The following is a 16245-nucleotide window of genomic DNA, read 5'->3' on the forward strand; positions in this document are numbered from 1 at the left end:
TATGAAAACGATGTTTAATGTATCGGGGTTTGCAGTTTATCGCTCATCAAGGTGTTTGGTGGCGTTGGTAGCAGCACCTCTAGTTTGGCATTACGCGCTTCAAGCTTGCGTTGGCGTTTCAGTAATTTTTGCTGCTTTTTGGCTAACTTAAGCAACTTCTTCTGCTGCTTGTAGTGTTTCTTAACCGCTTTCTTCGCCTGCTTCAGCGCTTTCTTATCTGATAAGTCAAACATCGACGGCATCTCTAACTTGGTAGCGGATGTTACGGCTGCTACTTTCGCTGCCAGTTTTTTCTCTTTTACTCGTTCCACTACACGCTTCACAATCGCCGCTTTCTCTGCGCTTTGCTCAGAAGTCATGTTGATTGATGTGTCTTGAGTGAGTGATGAAGTTGGCAGTGCTTCCGCCAACAAACCACAAGCCTGTTGCTCGGACAGCAACTTATCTTGGCATTTCTGAGGTGGAATTGCAGTCGGTTTACACAAGGTATCTTTCGAAGCAGAAGATCGCGCACAAGAACGACAAACGAATTTAGGCGCAACCACCAAACGATGAATATCACCCAAGTTATCGGCGATCTGTTTGCGATTCATCTTACATAAACGTTTAGCCATGCTACTACTCCAGCGATTCCGCTATTGACTGTTTTACTCTCTTACTGCCTTACAATCTGCGACTGCATCATGCCAAGTGAAATAATAATAATTCTTAATTAGATATACAATCAGAGTGCTGAATAAGCAAGCGAAAAGTGTCAGTAGACATGACGAAAAGTAGAAACGATCACAGCGCCCAATTGAGCGCTGTGAGAAGAAGTACCACAGAGTCAGACCGTTAAAAAATCTTACGCTATGTTTACGCCATTGACGCTTTTACATACACATCGAAACGGTTCTTTTTCGTTTCGATTGCCATACTTGGCTGTTGTTCATCTAACCAATTCGCGTAATCAGGGCGCTTCACCACCACACGCTTAGTGGCCAACGCCATTGCGGGTGCCAACAAGCCATCCGCGTCAAGATCTGCACCGACCAAAGATTGGAAGACGCGCATCTCTTTTTTCACTAATGCCGATTTCTTTTTGTTTTCAGGATGTGGGTACATAGGATCAAGGTAAACGACATCTGGCTGCACGAAGTCTTTATCTTGCGCCAATTGTTCTAACGCATCGTGACTAGAAGCATGAATAAGCGACATGCGCTCTGATACCCAAGTTCCGATTTCAGGGTCGTGCTTTGCGCGAGCCAAGCCGTCATCCAACAATGCCGCCACTACAGGATGACGCTCAACCATCTGCACTTTACAACCTAACGATGCCAATACGAACGCATCGCGCCCTAAGCCTGCAGTGCCATCAAGTACGGTTGGCGTCGCGCCTTTGTTCAAGCCTGCGGCTTTGGCGATAGCCTGACCTTTACCACCACCGAACTTACGTCGATGCCCCACTGCGCCACCAATCAAATCAACAAAGATCGCACCTAGCTTTGGCTCGTCCACTTTACGCAGTTCTAAACGCTCAGTCGTTAAGACTAAGGCAAAATCACTATCATCAGTGTGAGAAAGCTGCCAACGCGCAGCGAGTTCATCAAGGTGAGACTGTTGAGATGGGTCTTCACAAATCAATTGCAGTTGCAAAAGGAGGCTCCAGTAAAATCGGTTTAACTGCCGCTGAGTGTATACCCAAATAACCTATAGATGCTAGGTTCCACCAAATTGATTTCACCCGGCCATGCTCTTAACAAACAAGCGTGACTGTACGAAGTTCCGTCGATGCGTATAGAATGACCTTTGTCTCTCATCCTTATGGAACGATTTGTATGAATGTCAGCTTGCCTAAACTGGACGATCTCGACCGCGCAATTCTTAAGACTTTAATGGCCGACGCTCGAACGCCATATGCGGAAATGGCAAAACAATTTGATGTTAGTCCGGCAACCATCCACGTTCGCATCGAGAAAATGAAAGCGGCGGATATCATCGAAGGGACCGAGGTCATTGTAAACACCAAGAAGCTTGGTTACGACGTGTGCTGTTTTATCGGCATTAATCTCAATGCGGCGCGTGATTATCATTCAGCACTCGAAAAGCTCAATGCGCTCGATGAAGTAGTCGAAGCCTACTACACCACTGGCGCATACAATATTTTCGTTAAGCTGATGTGCAAATCGATTGAAGAGCTGCAATTTGTATTGATCGATAAGCTTCAAGCGATCGACGAAGTGCAATCCACTGAGACCCTGATTTCGTTGCAAAACCCAATCAATCGCAATGTAAATCCATAATGCTCTGAGTCAAAGAATAAACACCGAATCTAAGAATAAAAATTAAACCTACGAACAAAAAATGGGCAGCCACTTGGCTGCCCATTTTCATTCTCAATCGAGATTACGCTGCGATACCAGAATGGCGCAGTAGCGCATCGATTTCTGGCTCACGACCACGGAAGCGCTTAAATAGCTCCATTGGTTCTTCACTGCCACCCATTTCTAGAATGTTGTTCAAGAAACTTAGACCGGTTTCTTTGTTGAAGATGCCTTCTTCTTCAAAGCGAGAGAACGCGTCTGAAGACAACACTTCTGCCCATAGGTAGCTGTAGTAACCTGCGCTGTAACCACCAGCGAAGATGTGACCAAAGCTGTGTGAGAAACGCGCCCACTCAACCGCTGGTACAACCGCCACTTTCTCTTTCACTTCTGCCAAGGTTTCAAGCACACGAGCACCCACTTCTGGATCGTATTCTGTGTGCAGAGTGAAGTCGAACAAGCCGAACTCTAGCTGACGCAGGATACCCATCGCCGACTGGAAGTTCTTCGCTGCTAGCATTTTATCTAGCATCGCTTTTGGTAATGGTTCGCCAGTCTCATAGTGACCAGAAATAAACGCCAGCGCGTCTTCTTCCCAACACCAGTTTTCTAGGAACTGACTTGGTAGCTCAACCGCATCCCAAGGCACACCGTTGATGCCCGATACCGCGCCTGTTTCTACTTGCGTCAGCATGTGGTGGATACCATGACCAAACTCGTGGAATAGTGTCACCACTTCATCGTGCGTAAACAGTGCAGGCTTGTCGCCAACAGGACGGTTGAAGTTACACGTTAGGTAAGCAACCGGCGTTTGTAGCTCGCCAGATTGCGTGACACGACGACCACGGCAATCATCCATCCACGCACCGCCACGCTTGTGCTCACGTGCGTAAAGGTCTAGGTAGAAACTGCCTCGTAATGTGCTTTCACTATCAAAGATATCGAAAAAGCGCACTGACTCGTGCCAAGTGTCCACACCTTCGCGCTCAGTCACTGTCATACCAAACACGCGGTTTAGCACTTCAAACAGACCACTTACTGCTTTTGATTCAGGGAAGTAAGGACGCAGTTCTTCATCCGAGATTTGGAACAAGTGCTGCTTTTGCTTCTCGCTGTAGTACGCAATGTCCCACACGTTTAGCTCGCTGACACCAAATTCCGCATTAGCAAACTGACGTAGCTCTTCGATTTCGCGCTCACCTTGTGGTTTCGCTTTGGTTGCCAAATCGTTCAAGAAGCCAAGCACTTGCGCTGGGTTCTCTGCCATTTTGGTTGCCAGAGATTTCTCGCTGTAAGTGTTGAAACCCAACATGCGAGAGATTTCATGACGCAGTTTTAGCTGCTCAGTGATGATTTCTGAGTTGTCCCACTTTCCTGCGTTTGGACCACGATCAGAAGCGCGCGTTACGTACGCTTCGTACACTTCTTTACGTAGGTCTTGGTTATCACAGTACGTCATAACAGGCAGGTAAGATGGGATATCCAGCGTAATTAGGTAGCCATCAAGCTCTTTCGCTTCTGCTGCTGCTTTTGCCGCTGCAAGTGCAGACTCTGGCATACCTGCTAGGTCTTTTTCATCAACAATATGCTTGGTCCAACCCATAGTCGCATCCAGCACATTGTTGGAGAATTTCGAGCTCAGCTCAGACATGCGTTTGCTGATTTCGCCGTAGCGGTGTTGCTCGTCCGCTGGTAGACCAATACCCGAAAGTTCGAAGTCACGCAGTGAATCAGTGATGGTCTTTTGCTGCGCACGTGTCAACGTCGAAAATTCGTCGCTTGCTTTGATTGCTTTGTACGCTTCGTACAAACCTTTGTGCTGACCAACCCAAGTGCCGTACTCAGACAAAATTGGTAGACAGCTTTCGTAAGCTTCACGTAGCGCTTCGCTGTTCACGACTGAGTTCATGTGACCCACAGGTGACCAAATGCGACTCAAGCGATCGTCAATTTCTTCAATCGGCGCGATCACACTGGCCCAGCTTGGGTTTGCATTGTCTTTCAGTACCTCATCAACTTTGGCACGACAATCTGTAATCGCCTGCTCCACTGCAGGTTTAATGTGTTCTGGTTTGATTTGCGAAAACGGAGGAAGATCCGTAAACGTAAGAAGTGGATTAGACATGAATAATTCCTTTTGTGTTTTGGCTCTGTAATTGCCTATCTATATATAGAGATAGGCCAACTCAATGCACAGGCAAGTCAACAACATGGATGGGGGATCTCCGTTCCCTTTTTCTATGCCGCGATGACCAAATGGTCAAAGAGCGCTTGCTCTGTCCTTGAGTCTTATAGATTTCGTCATGATATAAAAGCGTATGTCACTCAAACACGACGCGTTTTAGTATTGTTACAAATAACTAAATATGGGTAGCGCAATGAAATTTCAATGCTGCTTCCGCACCAACGGTGTTTCATTTACGTTGAATTGAACGGAAGTTCTACATATTCGAGTTACTTGAGTATAATACCTCCATAAATCGAAAATCACAGACCACACTCATTCAAAGAGTGTTTCGAGAGTTTAATTTGTTAAGTTACCGCCACAGCTTCCACGCTGGCAACCATGCTGACGTGGTAAAACACATCGTTCAAAGCCTCATTCTTGATGCGCTGAAACAAAAAGATAAGCCATTTGTTTATCATGACACCCACTCAGGTGTAGGCCGCTACGATCTGACTCACGAATGGTCTGAGAAAACAGGCGAATACAAACAAGGCATTGCGCGCATTTGGGATAACCCAAATATTCCTGAAGACATCGCAAGCTACATCGATTCAATCAAAACGTTGAACAGCGGTGATAAACTGCGTTACTACCCAGGTTCACCGCGTGTTGCACGCGCGCAAATCCGTCCACAAGACCGTATGGTTCTGACTGAGTTGCACCCAGCCGATCACCCACTGCTGGAACAAGAATTCCATCGCGATCGTCAAGTGAGCATTTACAAAGAAGATGGCTTCAAGCGTCTGAAAGGCAGCCTGCCACCACAAGAGCGTCGTGGTTTGGTGCTGATTGATCCACCATACGAACTAGCAAAAGAATATCGCGACGTCGTACAAGCGATTTTCCAAAGCCACAAACGTTGGGCAACAGGCATCTACGCGATTTGGTACCCAGTGGTAAACCGCTGTGATATCGAAGACATGATTGAAGGTTTAGAAGGACTGGGCATTCGCAAAATCCTGCAAATCGAATTGGGCGTCTCTCCAGACACCAACGAGCGCGGCATGACGGCATCGGGCATGATCGTGATTAACCCACCGTGGAAACTGGAAAGTCAGATGAAAGAAATTCTGCCATTCCTACAAGAAGCGATCGCACCAGCAACGGGGCACTGGAAAGTTGACTGGATCGTTCCAGAGTAAATACCTCTTTTGCTTTTTAAACTTTTAAACGCAACGATTTCATCGTTGCGTTTTTTTTGATTTTTCGTTCATTTTGCATTCCCAAATACTCGCCTTATTCCTCTTTAGTATCCTTTCATCGCTATTTGTCATAAGCAATGTCACTTTTTCCCATTTAGGAAATTGCTAGACTCGATTTATGATAGGGACAACGGATCATGCTTAAGTCACTTCAACAGGCTTAGGCAATTAACAATTTATTTAGGGATGTTGAGTTCATCACCCACCACCCCAATGTAATTGTTGTCAGACAAAAATTAATAAGCTCTTGGAGAAAGTAATGGCGACTCATTTTGATTATATCTGTATCGGTGGCGGCAGCGGCGGCATTGCATCAGCAAACCGTGCAGCAATGTACGGTGCTAAAGTAGCGCTTATCGAAGCTCAAGACCTTGGCGGTACCTGTGTAAACGTTGGTTGTGTGCCGAAGAAAGTGATGTGGCACGGTGCGCAAGTTGCAGAAGCAATGAACCTGTACGCAGAAGACTACGGCTTCGATGTAGATGTAAAAGGTTTCGACTGGAGCAAACTGGTTGAGAGTCGTCAGGCTTACATTGGTCGTATCCACCAATCTTACGACCGCGTTCTTGGTAACAACAAAGTAAACGTGATTAAAGGCTTTGCTAAGTTCGTTGACGAGAAAACAGTTGAAGTAAACGGTGAACACTACACAGCGGATCACATCCTGATCGCAGTGGGTGGTCGTCCAACGATTCCAAACATCCCAGGCGCAGAATACGGCATCGATTCAAACGGCTTCTTCGAGCTTGCTGAGCAGCCAAAACGCGTTGCAGTGATCGGTGCAGGTTACATCGCGGTAGAAATCGCCGGCGTTCTGCATGCACTAGGCACTGAAACGCATCTATTCTGCCGTAAAGAATCACCGCTACGTAGCTTCGACCCAATGATCATCGAAACGCTAGTAGAAGTGATGAATGCAGAAGGTCCAACTCTGCATACACACTCTGTTCCAAAAGAAGTGGTAAAAGAAGCAGATGGCAGCCTAACTCTACACCTAGAAAACGGTGAGAGCCAAAATGTCGATACCCTAATCTGGGCAATCGGTCGTCACCCAGCCACTGACGCTATCAACCTAGCATCAACTGGCGTTGCAACGAACGATCGTGGCTACATCAAGGTAGACGAGTACCAAGAAACGAACGTGAAAGGCATCTACTGTGTGGGTGACATCATGGAAGGCGGTATCGAGCTAACACCAGTAGCGGTGAAAGCGGGTCGTCAACTTTCTGAGCGTCTATTCAATGGCAAAACTAACGCGAAGATGGACTACGAATTGGTACCAACCGTGGTATTTAGCCACCCACCAATCGGCACTATCGGTCTAACGACTCAAGAAGCGGAAGAGAAATACGGCAAAGACAACATCAAAGTCTACACGTCTAGCTTCACTGCGATGTACACAGCGGTTACTAAGCACCGTCAACCATGTAAGATGAAGCTAGTATGTGCTGGCGAAGAAGAAACGGTTGTTGGTCTACACGGCATCGGCTTCACGGTTGATGAAATGATTCAAGGCTTCGGCGTAGCAATGAAGATGGGCGCAACCAAAGCAGACTTCGACTCTGTTGTAGCTATCCACCCAACAGGCTCTGAAGAGTTCGTGACGATGCGCTGATAGCGTCAATTGCGTTTATCGTTAGCATATGAATTAACGACTGAACACTAAGAGAAAGGGCCATCATTAATGGCCCTTTTTACATCCACAAAGCGACATGGCTTGAGCATTTTAGCTCCTCCTATCACTTAAGTTGCTGCAAGTACTTATAAACCGTCGGTTCTGAGATATTCAGGCTATGCGCAACCTTACCGACTGTACCTTTTAATAAAAAGATACCCTCATTATTCAACTCAGTTACGATGGTGATTTTGTCTTCTTTCGATAAGTCTTCAATTGGCACAGGGTAAGCCTCTAGCACCTTATCGATTCGAATATCGACCATTTCAGGGATACTGACCCCCAAGTGCTCATCAATCTGATTCTCTTCAGAAAATGTAGGGTAACCGGACAGCAGAGAATCAATGAAGCGCTTCGCATTAACAAACTGCTCCACCATCATATTAATACACATGGCGCCAACAATTTGCTTTTCTGCATTTCTAATATAGAACGTCGCACACTTCAGCTTTTTGTTGTCTTTCGATAAACCAACGTAGTTACATTCATAATCCACCGACTTATCTGTCGCCAGAGACTTTGCTACCAAGTTAGTGATCGGATCGCCAACTTTTCTTCCACTAATATGGCCATTACGAATCTTATAAATTGACTGCTCTAAATCGGATAGATCATGCAATACGACTTCAACATCTTCACCTAAAAAATCCGCCAACATATCGACTATCGGTTCATACAGCGACAGGTAATCCATGCCACATTCCCTCCTTTATATTTTGATAATAATTTATCACAAACAACCTCACCAAACGCACTAATTATAATAAATTTTATTATTTATTCATTTTGGAGATCAAAATCACGTTCAACGTATAATTTTTTAGCGATAATGTTCCACAGAAAAGCAAATGGATAAATTTTTATCCGTTAATACTTAATTATACGAGTGAAACATTATGTGGAAAAAGCTAGAGCCATACCGCTCATCAATCGTCTTGCTACTCGCGCTCATAATTGGCGCCATCTTTGGCATTGCGGCACCTGAACTTGCACTAAAAGTAAAACCAATCGGTCAAATCTTTCTAAACCTTCTTTTCATGGTGATCGTTCCTTTGGTTTCACTCAGTGTTATGTCTTCGATTGCCAGCATGACTGACCTGAAAAAGCTGGGCAAAATCCTTGGCCTAGTATTGGTTATCTCAATTGCAATGGCATTCTTCCCTGCACTTGGTATCGTGGGCATCGCACAGATGTTTGACATCTCTCAAGGTGTAACCATCGACCTAAGCCAAGAGTTCACTGGTGGCAGCGGCGGTATGGATTTCGTAAGCATGTTCACGACGAATGATTTTGTGGGTCTGCTATCTAAATCAAACATCCTTGCATTGATCATCATGTCTGTTCTTGCAGGTATCGCGACAAGCCAAGCTGGTGAGAAAGGCAAGAAAATCGCTGAGCTTATCGATGCAGCTAACGCAATCGTAATGAACATTGTTGGCCTAATCATGAAGCTTGCTCCTGTTGGTCTAGGCGCGTTCTTCGCCGCAACAATGGCTTCACAAGACAGCTCGATCCTTGCACCTCTAGCAACCGTTATTGGCCTACTTTGTGGCTACATGGTGGCTTACTACATCGTTGGTGCGTGTGTTTACTCGTACATCGGTGGTGGCGTGAATGGTGTAAAACAATTCTGGAAATACGCTGCGGCACCTTCAATCACTGCTCTAGGTACTTGCTCATCTCTGGGTACACTACCAGTCACGATCAAAACAGCAGATAACATGGGCATTCGTAAAGACATTTACGATATTTGTATCCCTCTGTTTGTAAACCTAAACAAATCCGGCGTAGCGATCACTGCAGCGATTAAAGTTGTCTTCATCTACGCAGTATTAGGCCTACCGTTCACATTTGATGTATTCGCTATGACGATGGTTATCGCAGTGCTATCTGCAATCATCATTGGTGGCGTACCTGGTGGTGCATTCTTGGGTGAAATCTTCATCGTAACCACTCTCGGTCTTCCACTTGAAGCAATTCCAGTTCTGGTTGTAATCGGCACGGTATGTGACGCACCAGCAACCGTACTAAACGTAGTACACGACTTAAACGCGACACAAATCGTTGAGCGCTTTATGGGCAAAGAAACACAACAACAAGAACAAATTCAACCTGTTGAACAACTGGCATAGGACACAGACAAATGACAAGTAAACATATCGAAACCAAATTGGTAACTGCTGGCCGTAAACCTCGTTTCTTACAAGGCTCTGTAAACCCAGTAATTCAACGTGCGTCTTCTCTCGTATTTGACAGCGTTCAACAGAAAAAACACGCAACGGCAAACCGCGCAAAAGGTGAACTGTTCTACGGTCGTCGCGGCACTTTAACTCACTTCGCTCTGCAAGATGCGATGTGTGAACTAGAAGGTGGTGCAGGTTGTTACCTATACCCATGTGGTGCAGCAGCAGTTTCTAACTCGATTCTAGCGTTCGTTGAATCTGGCGATCACGTTCTAATGACAGGCGCAGCATACGAGCCGACACAAGACTTCTGTAACATCGTACTGAAAGACATGGGTGTTTCGACCACTTACTACGACCCAAGTGTTGGTGAAAAAATCGCAGAGCTCGTGCAAGACAATACAAAAGTGGTTTTTCTTGAATCACCAAGCTCAATCACGATGGAAGTACAAGACATTCCTGGGATTGTGAAAGCGATTCGTGCCATCAATGAAGAGATCATTATTATGATCGATAACACTTGGGCTGCGGGCATTCTATTCCCTGCACTTGAGTTCGGCATCGATATCTCTATTCAAGCGGGTACGAAGTACATCATTGGCCACTCAGACGCGATGCTTGGCACAGCGGTAAGTAACGAGCGTTGTTGGGATCGCCTACGTGAGCGTTCTTACTTGATGGGTCAAATGGTAGATGCTGACACCGCTTATGTAGCAGCACGCGGCCTACGCACGATGGGTATTCGTCTTGCACAACATGAACAAGCAAGTATCGAAGTGGCGAAATGGTTGGAAGCTCGTCCAGAGGTTGAGGTGGTAAACCACCCTGCACTACCAAGCTGTAAAGGTCATGAGTTCTATGTTCGTGACTTCAAAGGCTGTAACGGTCTATTCAGCTTTGTACTGAATAAAAAACTGTCTCAAGAAGAGCTAGAACTTTACCTAGATAACTTTGAGCACTTCTCTATGGCTTACTCATGGGGTGGTTACGAATCATTGATTCTTGCAAACCAACCTGAAGAGCTAAACGCGATTCGCCCTGCAAACCCTGTAGACTTTGAAGGCACACTTATCCGCGTTCATATCGGCCTAGAAAACGTTGCTGACCTTATTGAAGACCTAGAGAAAGGCTTCGACCGTATTTACAAATAATATCGACAGCACCACAGTTGGATGTGGTGCTTTTTTGGAGTTTCTATGCAAATTGTATTTTCTGATCAAGCGCCTGCAGCAGTAGGCCCATTCTCACAAGCGATCAAATCTAACGGCATGTTGTACCTATCTGGTCAACTTCCACTAAACCCTGAAACGATGAAGTTCGCATCAGACAACGTGACAGGTCAAGCTGAGCAAATCTTTAAGAACATCAGTGCAGTACTTGCGGAAGCTGGTTGTGAAAAAACTCAAGTAGTGAAAACGACGGTATTCCTTTCTGATATGAACAACTTTGCCGAGTTCAATACTGCTTATGCTGCATTCTTCGAAGAGCACAAACCTGCTCGCTCTTGCGTAGAAGTCGCTCGTCTGCCGCTTGATGCACTGGTTGAAATTGAGCTGATCGCTGAGCTGTAATTTACCTTACTCCTGATCCCCCTAAAGCCAACAGACATGACAACATGCTGTTGGCTTTTTTTATCACAATCTACTGCTCTCGCACATATCAGCTCTGCCCAATGAAACTTTATTAATCCCCCCTCTGACCACACTCCATCACTCGAGTTACCCATCTATCTTTCTTGCTGTCTGCCTGTCTATCTAGCGAGTTACTTTGCCATCCTCTGTTCATTCTAAGAAGAAGCCTGCTTTTCGCTTTTGCTTGGTAAGCAGAGTATCTACACCTTGGTCCATTCCATTTCAAATATCACAAGGTACGAAGCAGCATTAATACTCGGAGCCTCATTGCCACCACTCTTTCGAACCGAACCTCAACTTAATACGCCAGACCGACGAGCAGCCCCTCAAATAACACGCAAACAAAAAGGGTCATCAATAACTTGATGACCCTTTTTCTATTCACGTTTTACAACGTTAGGGGGTATTTCGGAGCCGTTTGCGCGTTTTACTTAACTGCGCGAACCAATTCTGCAATGCCATCCCAATCGCCGCTGTCCATCATTGCTGTTGGTACCATCCAAGTACCGCCACAAGCGACAACGGATTTCAGCGCTAGGTATTCTCCAACGTTAGATGGGCTTACACCACCTGTTGGCATGAATTCCACTGGGTAAACCGCAGTCAGTGCTTTAAGCATGTTTACACCGCCTGATGGCTCAGCAGGGAAGAACTTCAAGGTACGTAGACCCATTTCCATCGCTTGCTCAACCAAGCTTGGATTGTTCACACCCGGTACGATAGTCACGTTGCGTTGCTGACAGTATTTCACTGTGGTTGGGTTGAAACCTGGGCTCACGATAAAGTCCACGCCCGCTTCAATCGCGATGTCCACTTGCTCTGTTGTCAGCACTGTACCAGCACCGATCAGCAGCTCTGGGTACGCTTCACGCATGATACGGATCGACTCAGCCGCCGCTTCAGTGCGGAATGTCACTTCCGCACATGGTAAACCGTTTTCTACCAACACTTTTGCCAGTGGCAGAGCGTGTGCTACATCGTTGATTGCGATAACTGGGACGATTTTGATTTCTCTTAATCGTTGTTCAAGTGTTGTCATGGGTAACCTCTAAAGAATAAAGCTTAATGTTGCTACGATAATAAACGCGATACCACCAAGTAACGTTTCCATTACCGTCCAAGTTTTTAGCGTTGTTTTCTCATCCATATCTAGCAGACGAGATACTAGCCAGAAACCAGAGTCATTGAAGTGAGAAAGCACTGTTGCACCACCTGCAATCGCGATAACGATAAAGCATAGGTCTAGCTCGCTCAAACCGGTTGATGCTGCTACTACTGGCGCGATAAGGGCTGCGGTTGTGGTTAGTGCTACGGTTGCAGAGCCTTGAGCAACACGTAGACAGGTAGAGATAACAAACGCTGCTACGATCACTGGCATACCAGTGTCTGTTAGTAAGTCTGCTAGTGCATCACCGATACCACTTGCACGCAGTACGCCGCCGAACATGCCGCCCGCACCTGTTACAAGGATAACACCACAGATTGGAGCAAGAGAGTCGCCACACAGCTTCTCAAGTTTTGCCATGCCGTAGTCTTTCGCAAATACCGCTAAACACACAAGTAGAGTAATCAATAGTGCAACTGGTGTTTTACCTAGCATACGTAGGAATTCTACTAATGCTGTTTTGCCATCAATCACACCCGCAACCGCTAGCGTGTTCAATACTGTATCTAGACAGATAAGCAGTACAGGTAACACTAGGATGGTCATTACTGTGCCGAATTTTGGCAGTTTTGCTTCATCAACCAGCGTATCACCGTTAAAGAACGCTTTTGATAGTGGAATATCGAATTTTTTACCTGCGTACAGACCAAATAGGTAAGCGCCTAGGTACCAAGTAGGAATCGCCACTAGGATACCAACAACCAATAGTAGACCAATGTTTGCGCCTAGGAATTCTGCTGCAGCAACTGGACCTGGGTGTGGTGGAACGAAACCGTGCATAACCGCAAATGCACCCGCTGCTGGTAACGCGTATTTAATTGGCGAACCACCAAAGCGTGCTGCCACGCTTAGAATGATTGGCATCATAACCACTAGGCCAGCATCAAAGAAGATTGGGAAACCAAATAGCAGTGACGCCACACCCAATGCAAAGGGTGCACGCTCTTTACCGAAGCGTCCAATCAAAGTATCAGCCAGTACTTTTGCACCGCCCGTTACTTCTAAAATTTTACCAATCATGGCACCAAGACCAACCAGCAGAGCAACAGAAGCCAGTGTGCCTCCGAAACCACTCATCATGGTTGGAACAACTTGGTCAGAAGATACACCTGTCGCAATCGCAGTGCCTAAACTCACCATAGTAAGAGAGGCAAACGCGTGCACTTTGAGCTTAATAATTAACACTAGCAACGCTGCAATCGCGAGGACAGCAATCGTTAGTAGGAACGTAGGGTCTGGAGCTTGGGTTAGCTGTTCCATGAGTTCACCTTAAAGAATTATTGTTTGTGTTGTGGTTCACATTTATTTGAGTTACCGGTAACATGTTACCGATAACATGAATAAGATAAACCCATATTTTAAAGTGAATTCAAAAATTGAGATCACGCGCAAATTTGTTATGAGGATAAGTTATGGCTGGTAGTAGTGTCGTCGTTATGGGCGTTTGTGCGAGTGGAAAAACCACAATAGGTGAACACTTAGCAGAAAAGCTAGGACGTAAATTCATTGATGGTGATAACCTTCACCCACGAGCAAACATTCAGAAAATGGCATCTGGTCAACCTCTGAACGACGACGACCGCAAACCATGGCTAGAACGTATTCGCGATGCTGCTTATAGCTTAGAAAGCAAAAATGAGCACGGCATTATTGTCTGCTCGGCACTAAAAAAGATTTATCGTGACCAAATTCGCGAGGGGAATGAGAACGTAAGTTTTCTATTCCTAGATGGCAGCAAAGAGCTGATCCTTGATCGCATGCGTGCCCGCCAAGGTCACTTCATGAAAGAGAATATGGTCAACAGCCAATTCGAAACACTAGAGCGCCCTGAAAATGAGCCTCGCACTATTTTCGTGAATATTGATGCGACCATCGAAGAAGTTGTGGCAAATGCCGCGGAACTCATTCTAGTGCAAGACGAGGCAATGGTATGACTCATCAAGTAATTTTAGACGTTACTCAACGCTTAGTAGAGCGCAGTCAAGAAGCACGCGCTGCGTTTTTTGCCCGTACCGAAGCGCAAGCTAACGTTGGAAAAGGTCGTGTGGGATTATCTTGTGGCAACCTAGCGCATGCTATCGCGGCATCTTGCTCTTCTGAGAAGAAAAACATCCTCGACTTTACTCATTCGAATGTGGCGCTGATCAGTGCTTACAACGATATGTTGAGTGCCCACCAGCCGTACCAACACTATCCTGATCAAATCAAACAAGTGCTATCTGGCTATGGCCACACTGCGCAAGTTGCTGGCTGTGTTCCGGCAATGTGTGATGGCGTGACTCAAGGCCAAGCAGGCATGGACATGTCACTATTTTCTCGTGACTTAATTGCTCAATCAACCGCGCTTTCACTGAGCCATAATGTATTCGACGCAACCTTGCTTCTGGGTATCTGTGACAAAATCGCTCCAGGACAACTGATGGGAGCTCTGTCTTACGCCCATCTACCTACGGCGTTTGTACCAGCAGGTTTAATGGCAACAGGCATCAGCAACGAAGAGAAAGTCGACGTGCGCCAAAAATACGCGGCGGGCGAAGTAGGCAAAGACGCACTGCTTGATATGGAGTGTCGTGCTTACCACTCTGCGGGTACGTGTACTTTCTACGGCACCGCAAACACCAACCAACTTGTGTTTGAGGCGATGGGTCTGATGTTGCCGGGCTCGGCATTCATCCATCCACATACTGAGTTACGTAAAGCACTGACTGATCACGCAGCTCTGAAAATCGCGTCAATGAATGCAGGTTCAGCAAACTTCCGTCCACTGTCTGAAGTCGTCACAGAAAAGAGCCTAATCAACGGCATTATTGCGCTGTTAGCATCAGGCGGCAGCACCAACCACACTATCCACATGTTGGCAGTGGCACGTGCAGCAGGCTTGATTCTGACATGGCAAGACATCAGTGACCTATCTGAAGTCGTGCCACTGTTGGCACGCGTTTACCCGAATGGTCCAGCTGACATGAACGCGTTCCAAGAAGCGGGCGGCGTACCTGCGCTATTACATCGTTTGGACGAGTCGGGCTTGCTTCATCGTGACGTGAAACCGGTATTCGGCGAATTCGAAGATCAAATGACACTACCAACACTAGTCGACGGTAAGTTGACTTGGGCACCATGTAGTGGCAGCCGAGACGGCGACGTCATTGCTGCACCAACGCAAGCGTTCCAAAACACCGGTGGTACTCGCGTACTTAGCGGTAATTTGGGTAAGGCGGTGGTGAAAGTATCTGCGGTGAAAGAAGATCAGCGCATCATCGAAGCACCTGCGATTGTGTTCCAATGCCAACACGAAGTGGAAGCGGCATACAAACGCGGTGAGCTAAACCAAGACTGCATCGTAGTAGTAACTCACAATGGTCCTGCGGCAAACGGCATGCCAGAGCTGCATAAACTGATGCCAATCCTAGGCAACGTGCAAAAAGCGGGCTTTAAAGTCGCGCTAGTGACCGACGGTCGACTGTCTGGTGCATCCGGTAAGATTCCATCGGCAATCCACGTTTCTCCAGAAGCGATTCGTGGCGGCGCGATTGGCTTGGTGCGCAATGGCGATATCATCCGCGTTGATTGCCAAACTGGCGAACTGAATAACCTCAGCGATGTTACTGGTCGTGAACTGTTAGAGATGGATACTGAAACGAAACAACAGACTTGGGGTCGTGGTTTCTTTAACGTGATTCGCCAAAGCGTTTCGAGTGCAGAAGAAGGCGCAAGCTTTATTGTTTAAGGCGGGGAGAGAGACCCCGTCATTCCGACGAGCCTAGGCGAAATCAGGAATCTACTATCAAAGTGCTGTGAAGCAAGAGGAAACACCCCTGCCACAGCACTTTTTTGTAGGTAGATTCTGAATCACGCTCGT

General features: G+C 46.5%; 14 protein-coding genes. 8 read left to right on the forward strand and 6 right to left on the reverse strand.

The window, feature by feature from the left end; translation table 11 throughout:
* Positions 1 to 14 precede the first annotated feature (14 nt).
* Complete coding sequence (locus KHN78_RS07280) at positions 15 to 614, reverse strand: hypothetical protein (protein ID WP_211915630.1); 600 nt, start codon at positions 612 to 614, stop codon at positions 15 to 17.
* Between the two features lie 241 nt (positions 615 to 855).
* Positions 856 to 1635, reverse strand: coding sequence for a class I SAM-dependent methyltransferase (locus KHN78_RS07285; protein ID WP_128812100.1), 780 nt, complete (start codon positions 1633 to 1635; stop codon positions 856 to 858).
* Positions 1636 to 1817: 182 nt separating this feature from the next.
* On the opposite strand from KHN78_RS07285, the gene asnC reads away from it, so the two are divergent.
* Positions 1818 to 2282, forward strand: coding sequence for a transcriptional regulator AsnC (gene asnC / locus KHN78_RS07290; protein WP_128812348.1), 465 nt, complete (start codon positions 1818 to 1820; stop codon positions 2280 to 2282).
* Positions 2283 to 2385: 103 nt separating this feature from the next.
* Here the strand turns inward: asnC and prlC are convergent, their stop codons facing one another.
* Positions 2386 to 4428, reverse strand: coding sequence for an oligopeptidase A (gene prlC, locus KHN78_RS07295; protein WP_128812102.1), 2043 nt, complete (start codon positions 4426 to 4428; stop codon positions 2386 to 2388).
* Between the two features lie 404 nt (positions 4429 to 4832).
* Between prlC and KHN78_RS07300 the strand changes: the two genes are divergently transcribed.
* Together KHN78_RS07300 and gorA are read left to right on the forward strand one after the other, a co-directional pair.
* Positions 4833 to 5672 carry a 23S rRNA (adenine(2030)-N(6))-methyltransferase RlmJ gene (locus tag KHN78_RS07300; RefSeq protein WP_211915631.1) on the forward strand — a complete coding sequence of 280 codons (840 nt, stop codon included), beginning with the start codon at positions 4833 to 4835 and terminating at the stop codon, positions 5670 to 5672.
* Between the two features lie 319 nt (positions 5673 to 5991).
* Entirely contained in the window at positions 5992 to 7347 is a 1356-nt protein-coding gene (gene gorA / locus KHN78_RS07305; protein WP_211915632.1) for a glutathione-disulfide reductase, read from the forward strand.
* 124 nt (positions 7348 to 7471) lie between these two features.
* Here the strand turns inward: gorA and KHN78_RS07310 are convergent, their stop codons facing one another.
* On the reverse strand, positions 7472 to 8101 hold the full coding sequence (locus tag KHN78_RS07310; protein ID WP_080535477.1) for a transcriptional regulator: 630 nt from the start codon (positions 8099 to 8101) through the stop codon (positions 7472 to 7474).
* Between the two features lie 202 nt (positions 8102 to 8303).
* Here KHN78_RS07310 and KHN78_RS07315 point away from each other — a divergent pair, with 202 nt between their 5' ends.
* Genes KHN78_RS07315 through KHN78_RS07325 form a run of 3 tightly spaced genes read left to right on the forward strand, consistent with a single transcriptional unit; the run spans position 8304 to position 11161 of the window.
* Positions 8304 to 9539, forward strand: coding sequence for a dicarboxylate/amino acid:cation symporter (locus tag KHN78_RS07315; RefSeq protein ID WP_211915633.1), 1236 nt, complete (start codon positions 8304 to 8306; stop codon positions 9537 to 9539).
* Between the two features lie 11 nt (positions 9540 to 9550).
* A complete protein-coding gene (gene metC, locus KHN78_RS07320) occupies positions 9551 to 10741 on the forward strand; it encodes a cystathionine beta-lyase (RefSeq protein WP_072610206.1) in 1191 nt (396 codons plus the stop codon).
* 45 nt (positions 10742 to 10786) lie between these two features.
* Positions 10787 to 11161: a RidA family protein gene (locus KHN78_RS07325; RefSeq protein WP_072610207.1), complete on the forward strand. Its 375-nt coding sequence runs from the start codon at positions 10787 to 10789 to the stop codon at positions 11159 to 11161.
* Between the two features lie 487 nt (positions 11162 to 11648).
* Here KHN78_RS07325 and KHN78_RS07330 read toward each other — a convergent pair whose 3' ends face one another.
* Together KHN78_RS07330 and KHN78_RS07335 are read right to left on the reverse strand one after the other, a co-directional pair.
* Positions 11649 to 12260, reverse strand: coding sequence for a bifunctional 4-hydroxy-2-oxoglutarate aldolase/2-dehydro-3-deoxy-phosphogluconate aldolase (locus KHN78_RS07330; RefSeq protein WP_211915634.1), 612 nt, complete (start codon positions 12258 to 12260; stop codon positions 11649 to 11651).
* A gap of 9 nt (positions 12261 to 12269) precedes the next feature.
* The gene (locus KHN78_RS07335; protein ID WP_211915635.1) at positions 12270 to 13646 is read right to left on the reverse strand and encodes a GntP family permease; all 1377 of its coding nucleotides are present in this window, start codon (positions 13644 to 13646) and stop codon (positions 12270 to 12272) included.
* Between the two features lie 152 nt (positions 13647 to 13798).
* Here KHN78_RS07335 and KHN78_RS07340 point away from each other — a divergent pair, with 152 nt between their 5' ends.
* The gene (locus KHN78_RS07340; protein WP_211915636.1) at positions 13799 to 14320 is read left to right on the forward strand and encodes a gluconokinase; all 522 of its coding nucleotides are present in this window, start codon (positions 13799 to 13801) and stop codon (positions 14318 to 14320) included.
* Positions 14317 to 16113, forward strand: coding sequence for a phosphogluconate dehydratase (gene edd / locus KHN78_RS07345; RefSeq protein ID WP_211915637.1), 1797 nt, complete (start codon positions 14317 to 14319; stop codon positions 16111 to 16113). Before KHN78_RS07340 ends, edd begins: the two co-directional genes overlap by 4 nt.
* Positions 16114 to 16245: the final 132 nt, after the last annotated feature.

The sequence above is a fragment of the Vibrio sp. B1REV9 genome (assembly GCF_905175395.2).
In the GTDB taxonomy this organism is placed as follows: Bacteria; Pseudomonadota; Gammaproteobacteria; order Enterobacterales; family Vibrionaceae; genus Vibrio; species Vibrio alfacsensis.

Coding starts and splice junctions, on each gene's coding strand:
- KHN78_RS07280 (WP_211915630.1), bottom strand. CDS start 614: ATGGCTAAACGTTTATGTAAGATGAATCGCAAACAGATCGCCGATAAC.
- asnC (WP_128812348.1), top strand. CDS start 1,818: ATGAATGTCAGCTTGCCTAAACTGGACGATCTCGACCGCGCAATTCTT.
- prlC (WP_128812102.1), bottom strand. CDS start 4,428: ATGTCTAATCCACTTCTTACGTTTACGGATCTTCCTCCGTTTTCGCAA.
- gorA (WP_211915632.1), top strand. CDS start 5,992: ATGGCGACTCATTTTGATTATATCTGTATCGGTGGCGGCAGCGGCGGC.
- KHN78_RS07310 (WP_080535477.1), bottom strand. CDS start 8,101: ATGGATTACCTGTCGCTGTATGAACCGATAGTCGATATGTTGGCGGAT.
- KHN78_RS07315 (WP_211915633.1), top strand. CDS start 8,304: ATGTGGAAAAAGCTAGAGCCATACCGCTCATCAATCGTCTTGCTACTC.
- metC (WP_072610206.1), top strand. CDS start 9,551: ATGACAAGTAAACATATCGAAACCAAATTGGTAACTGCTGGCCGTAAA.
- KHN78_RS07325 (WP_072610207.1), top strand. CDS start 10,787: ATGCAAATTGTATTTTCTGATCAAGCGCCTGCAGCAGTAGGCCCATTC.
- KHN78_RS07330 (WP_211915634.1), bottom strand. CDS start 12,260: ATGACAACACTTGAACAACGATTAAGAGAAATCAAAATCGTCCCAGTT.
- KHN78_RS07335 (WP_211915635.1), bottom strand. CDS start 13,646: ATGGAACAGCTAACCCAAGCTCCAGACCCTACGTTCCTACTAACGATT.
- KHN78_RS07340 (WP_211915636.1), top strand. CDS start 13,799: ATGGCTGGTAGTAGTGTCGTCGTTATGGGCGTTTGTGCGAGTGGAAAA.
- edd (WP_211915637.1), top strand. CDS start 14,317: ATGACTCATCAAGTAATTTTAGACGTTACTCAACGCTTAGTAGAGCGC.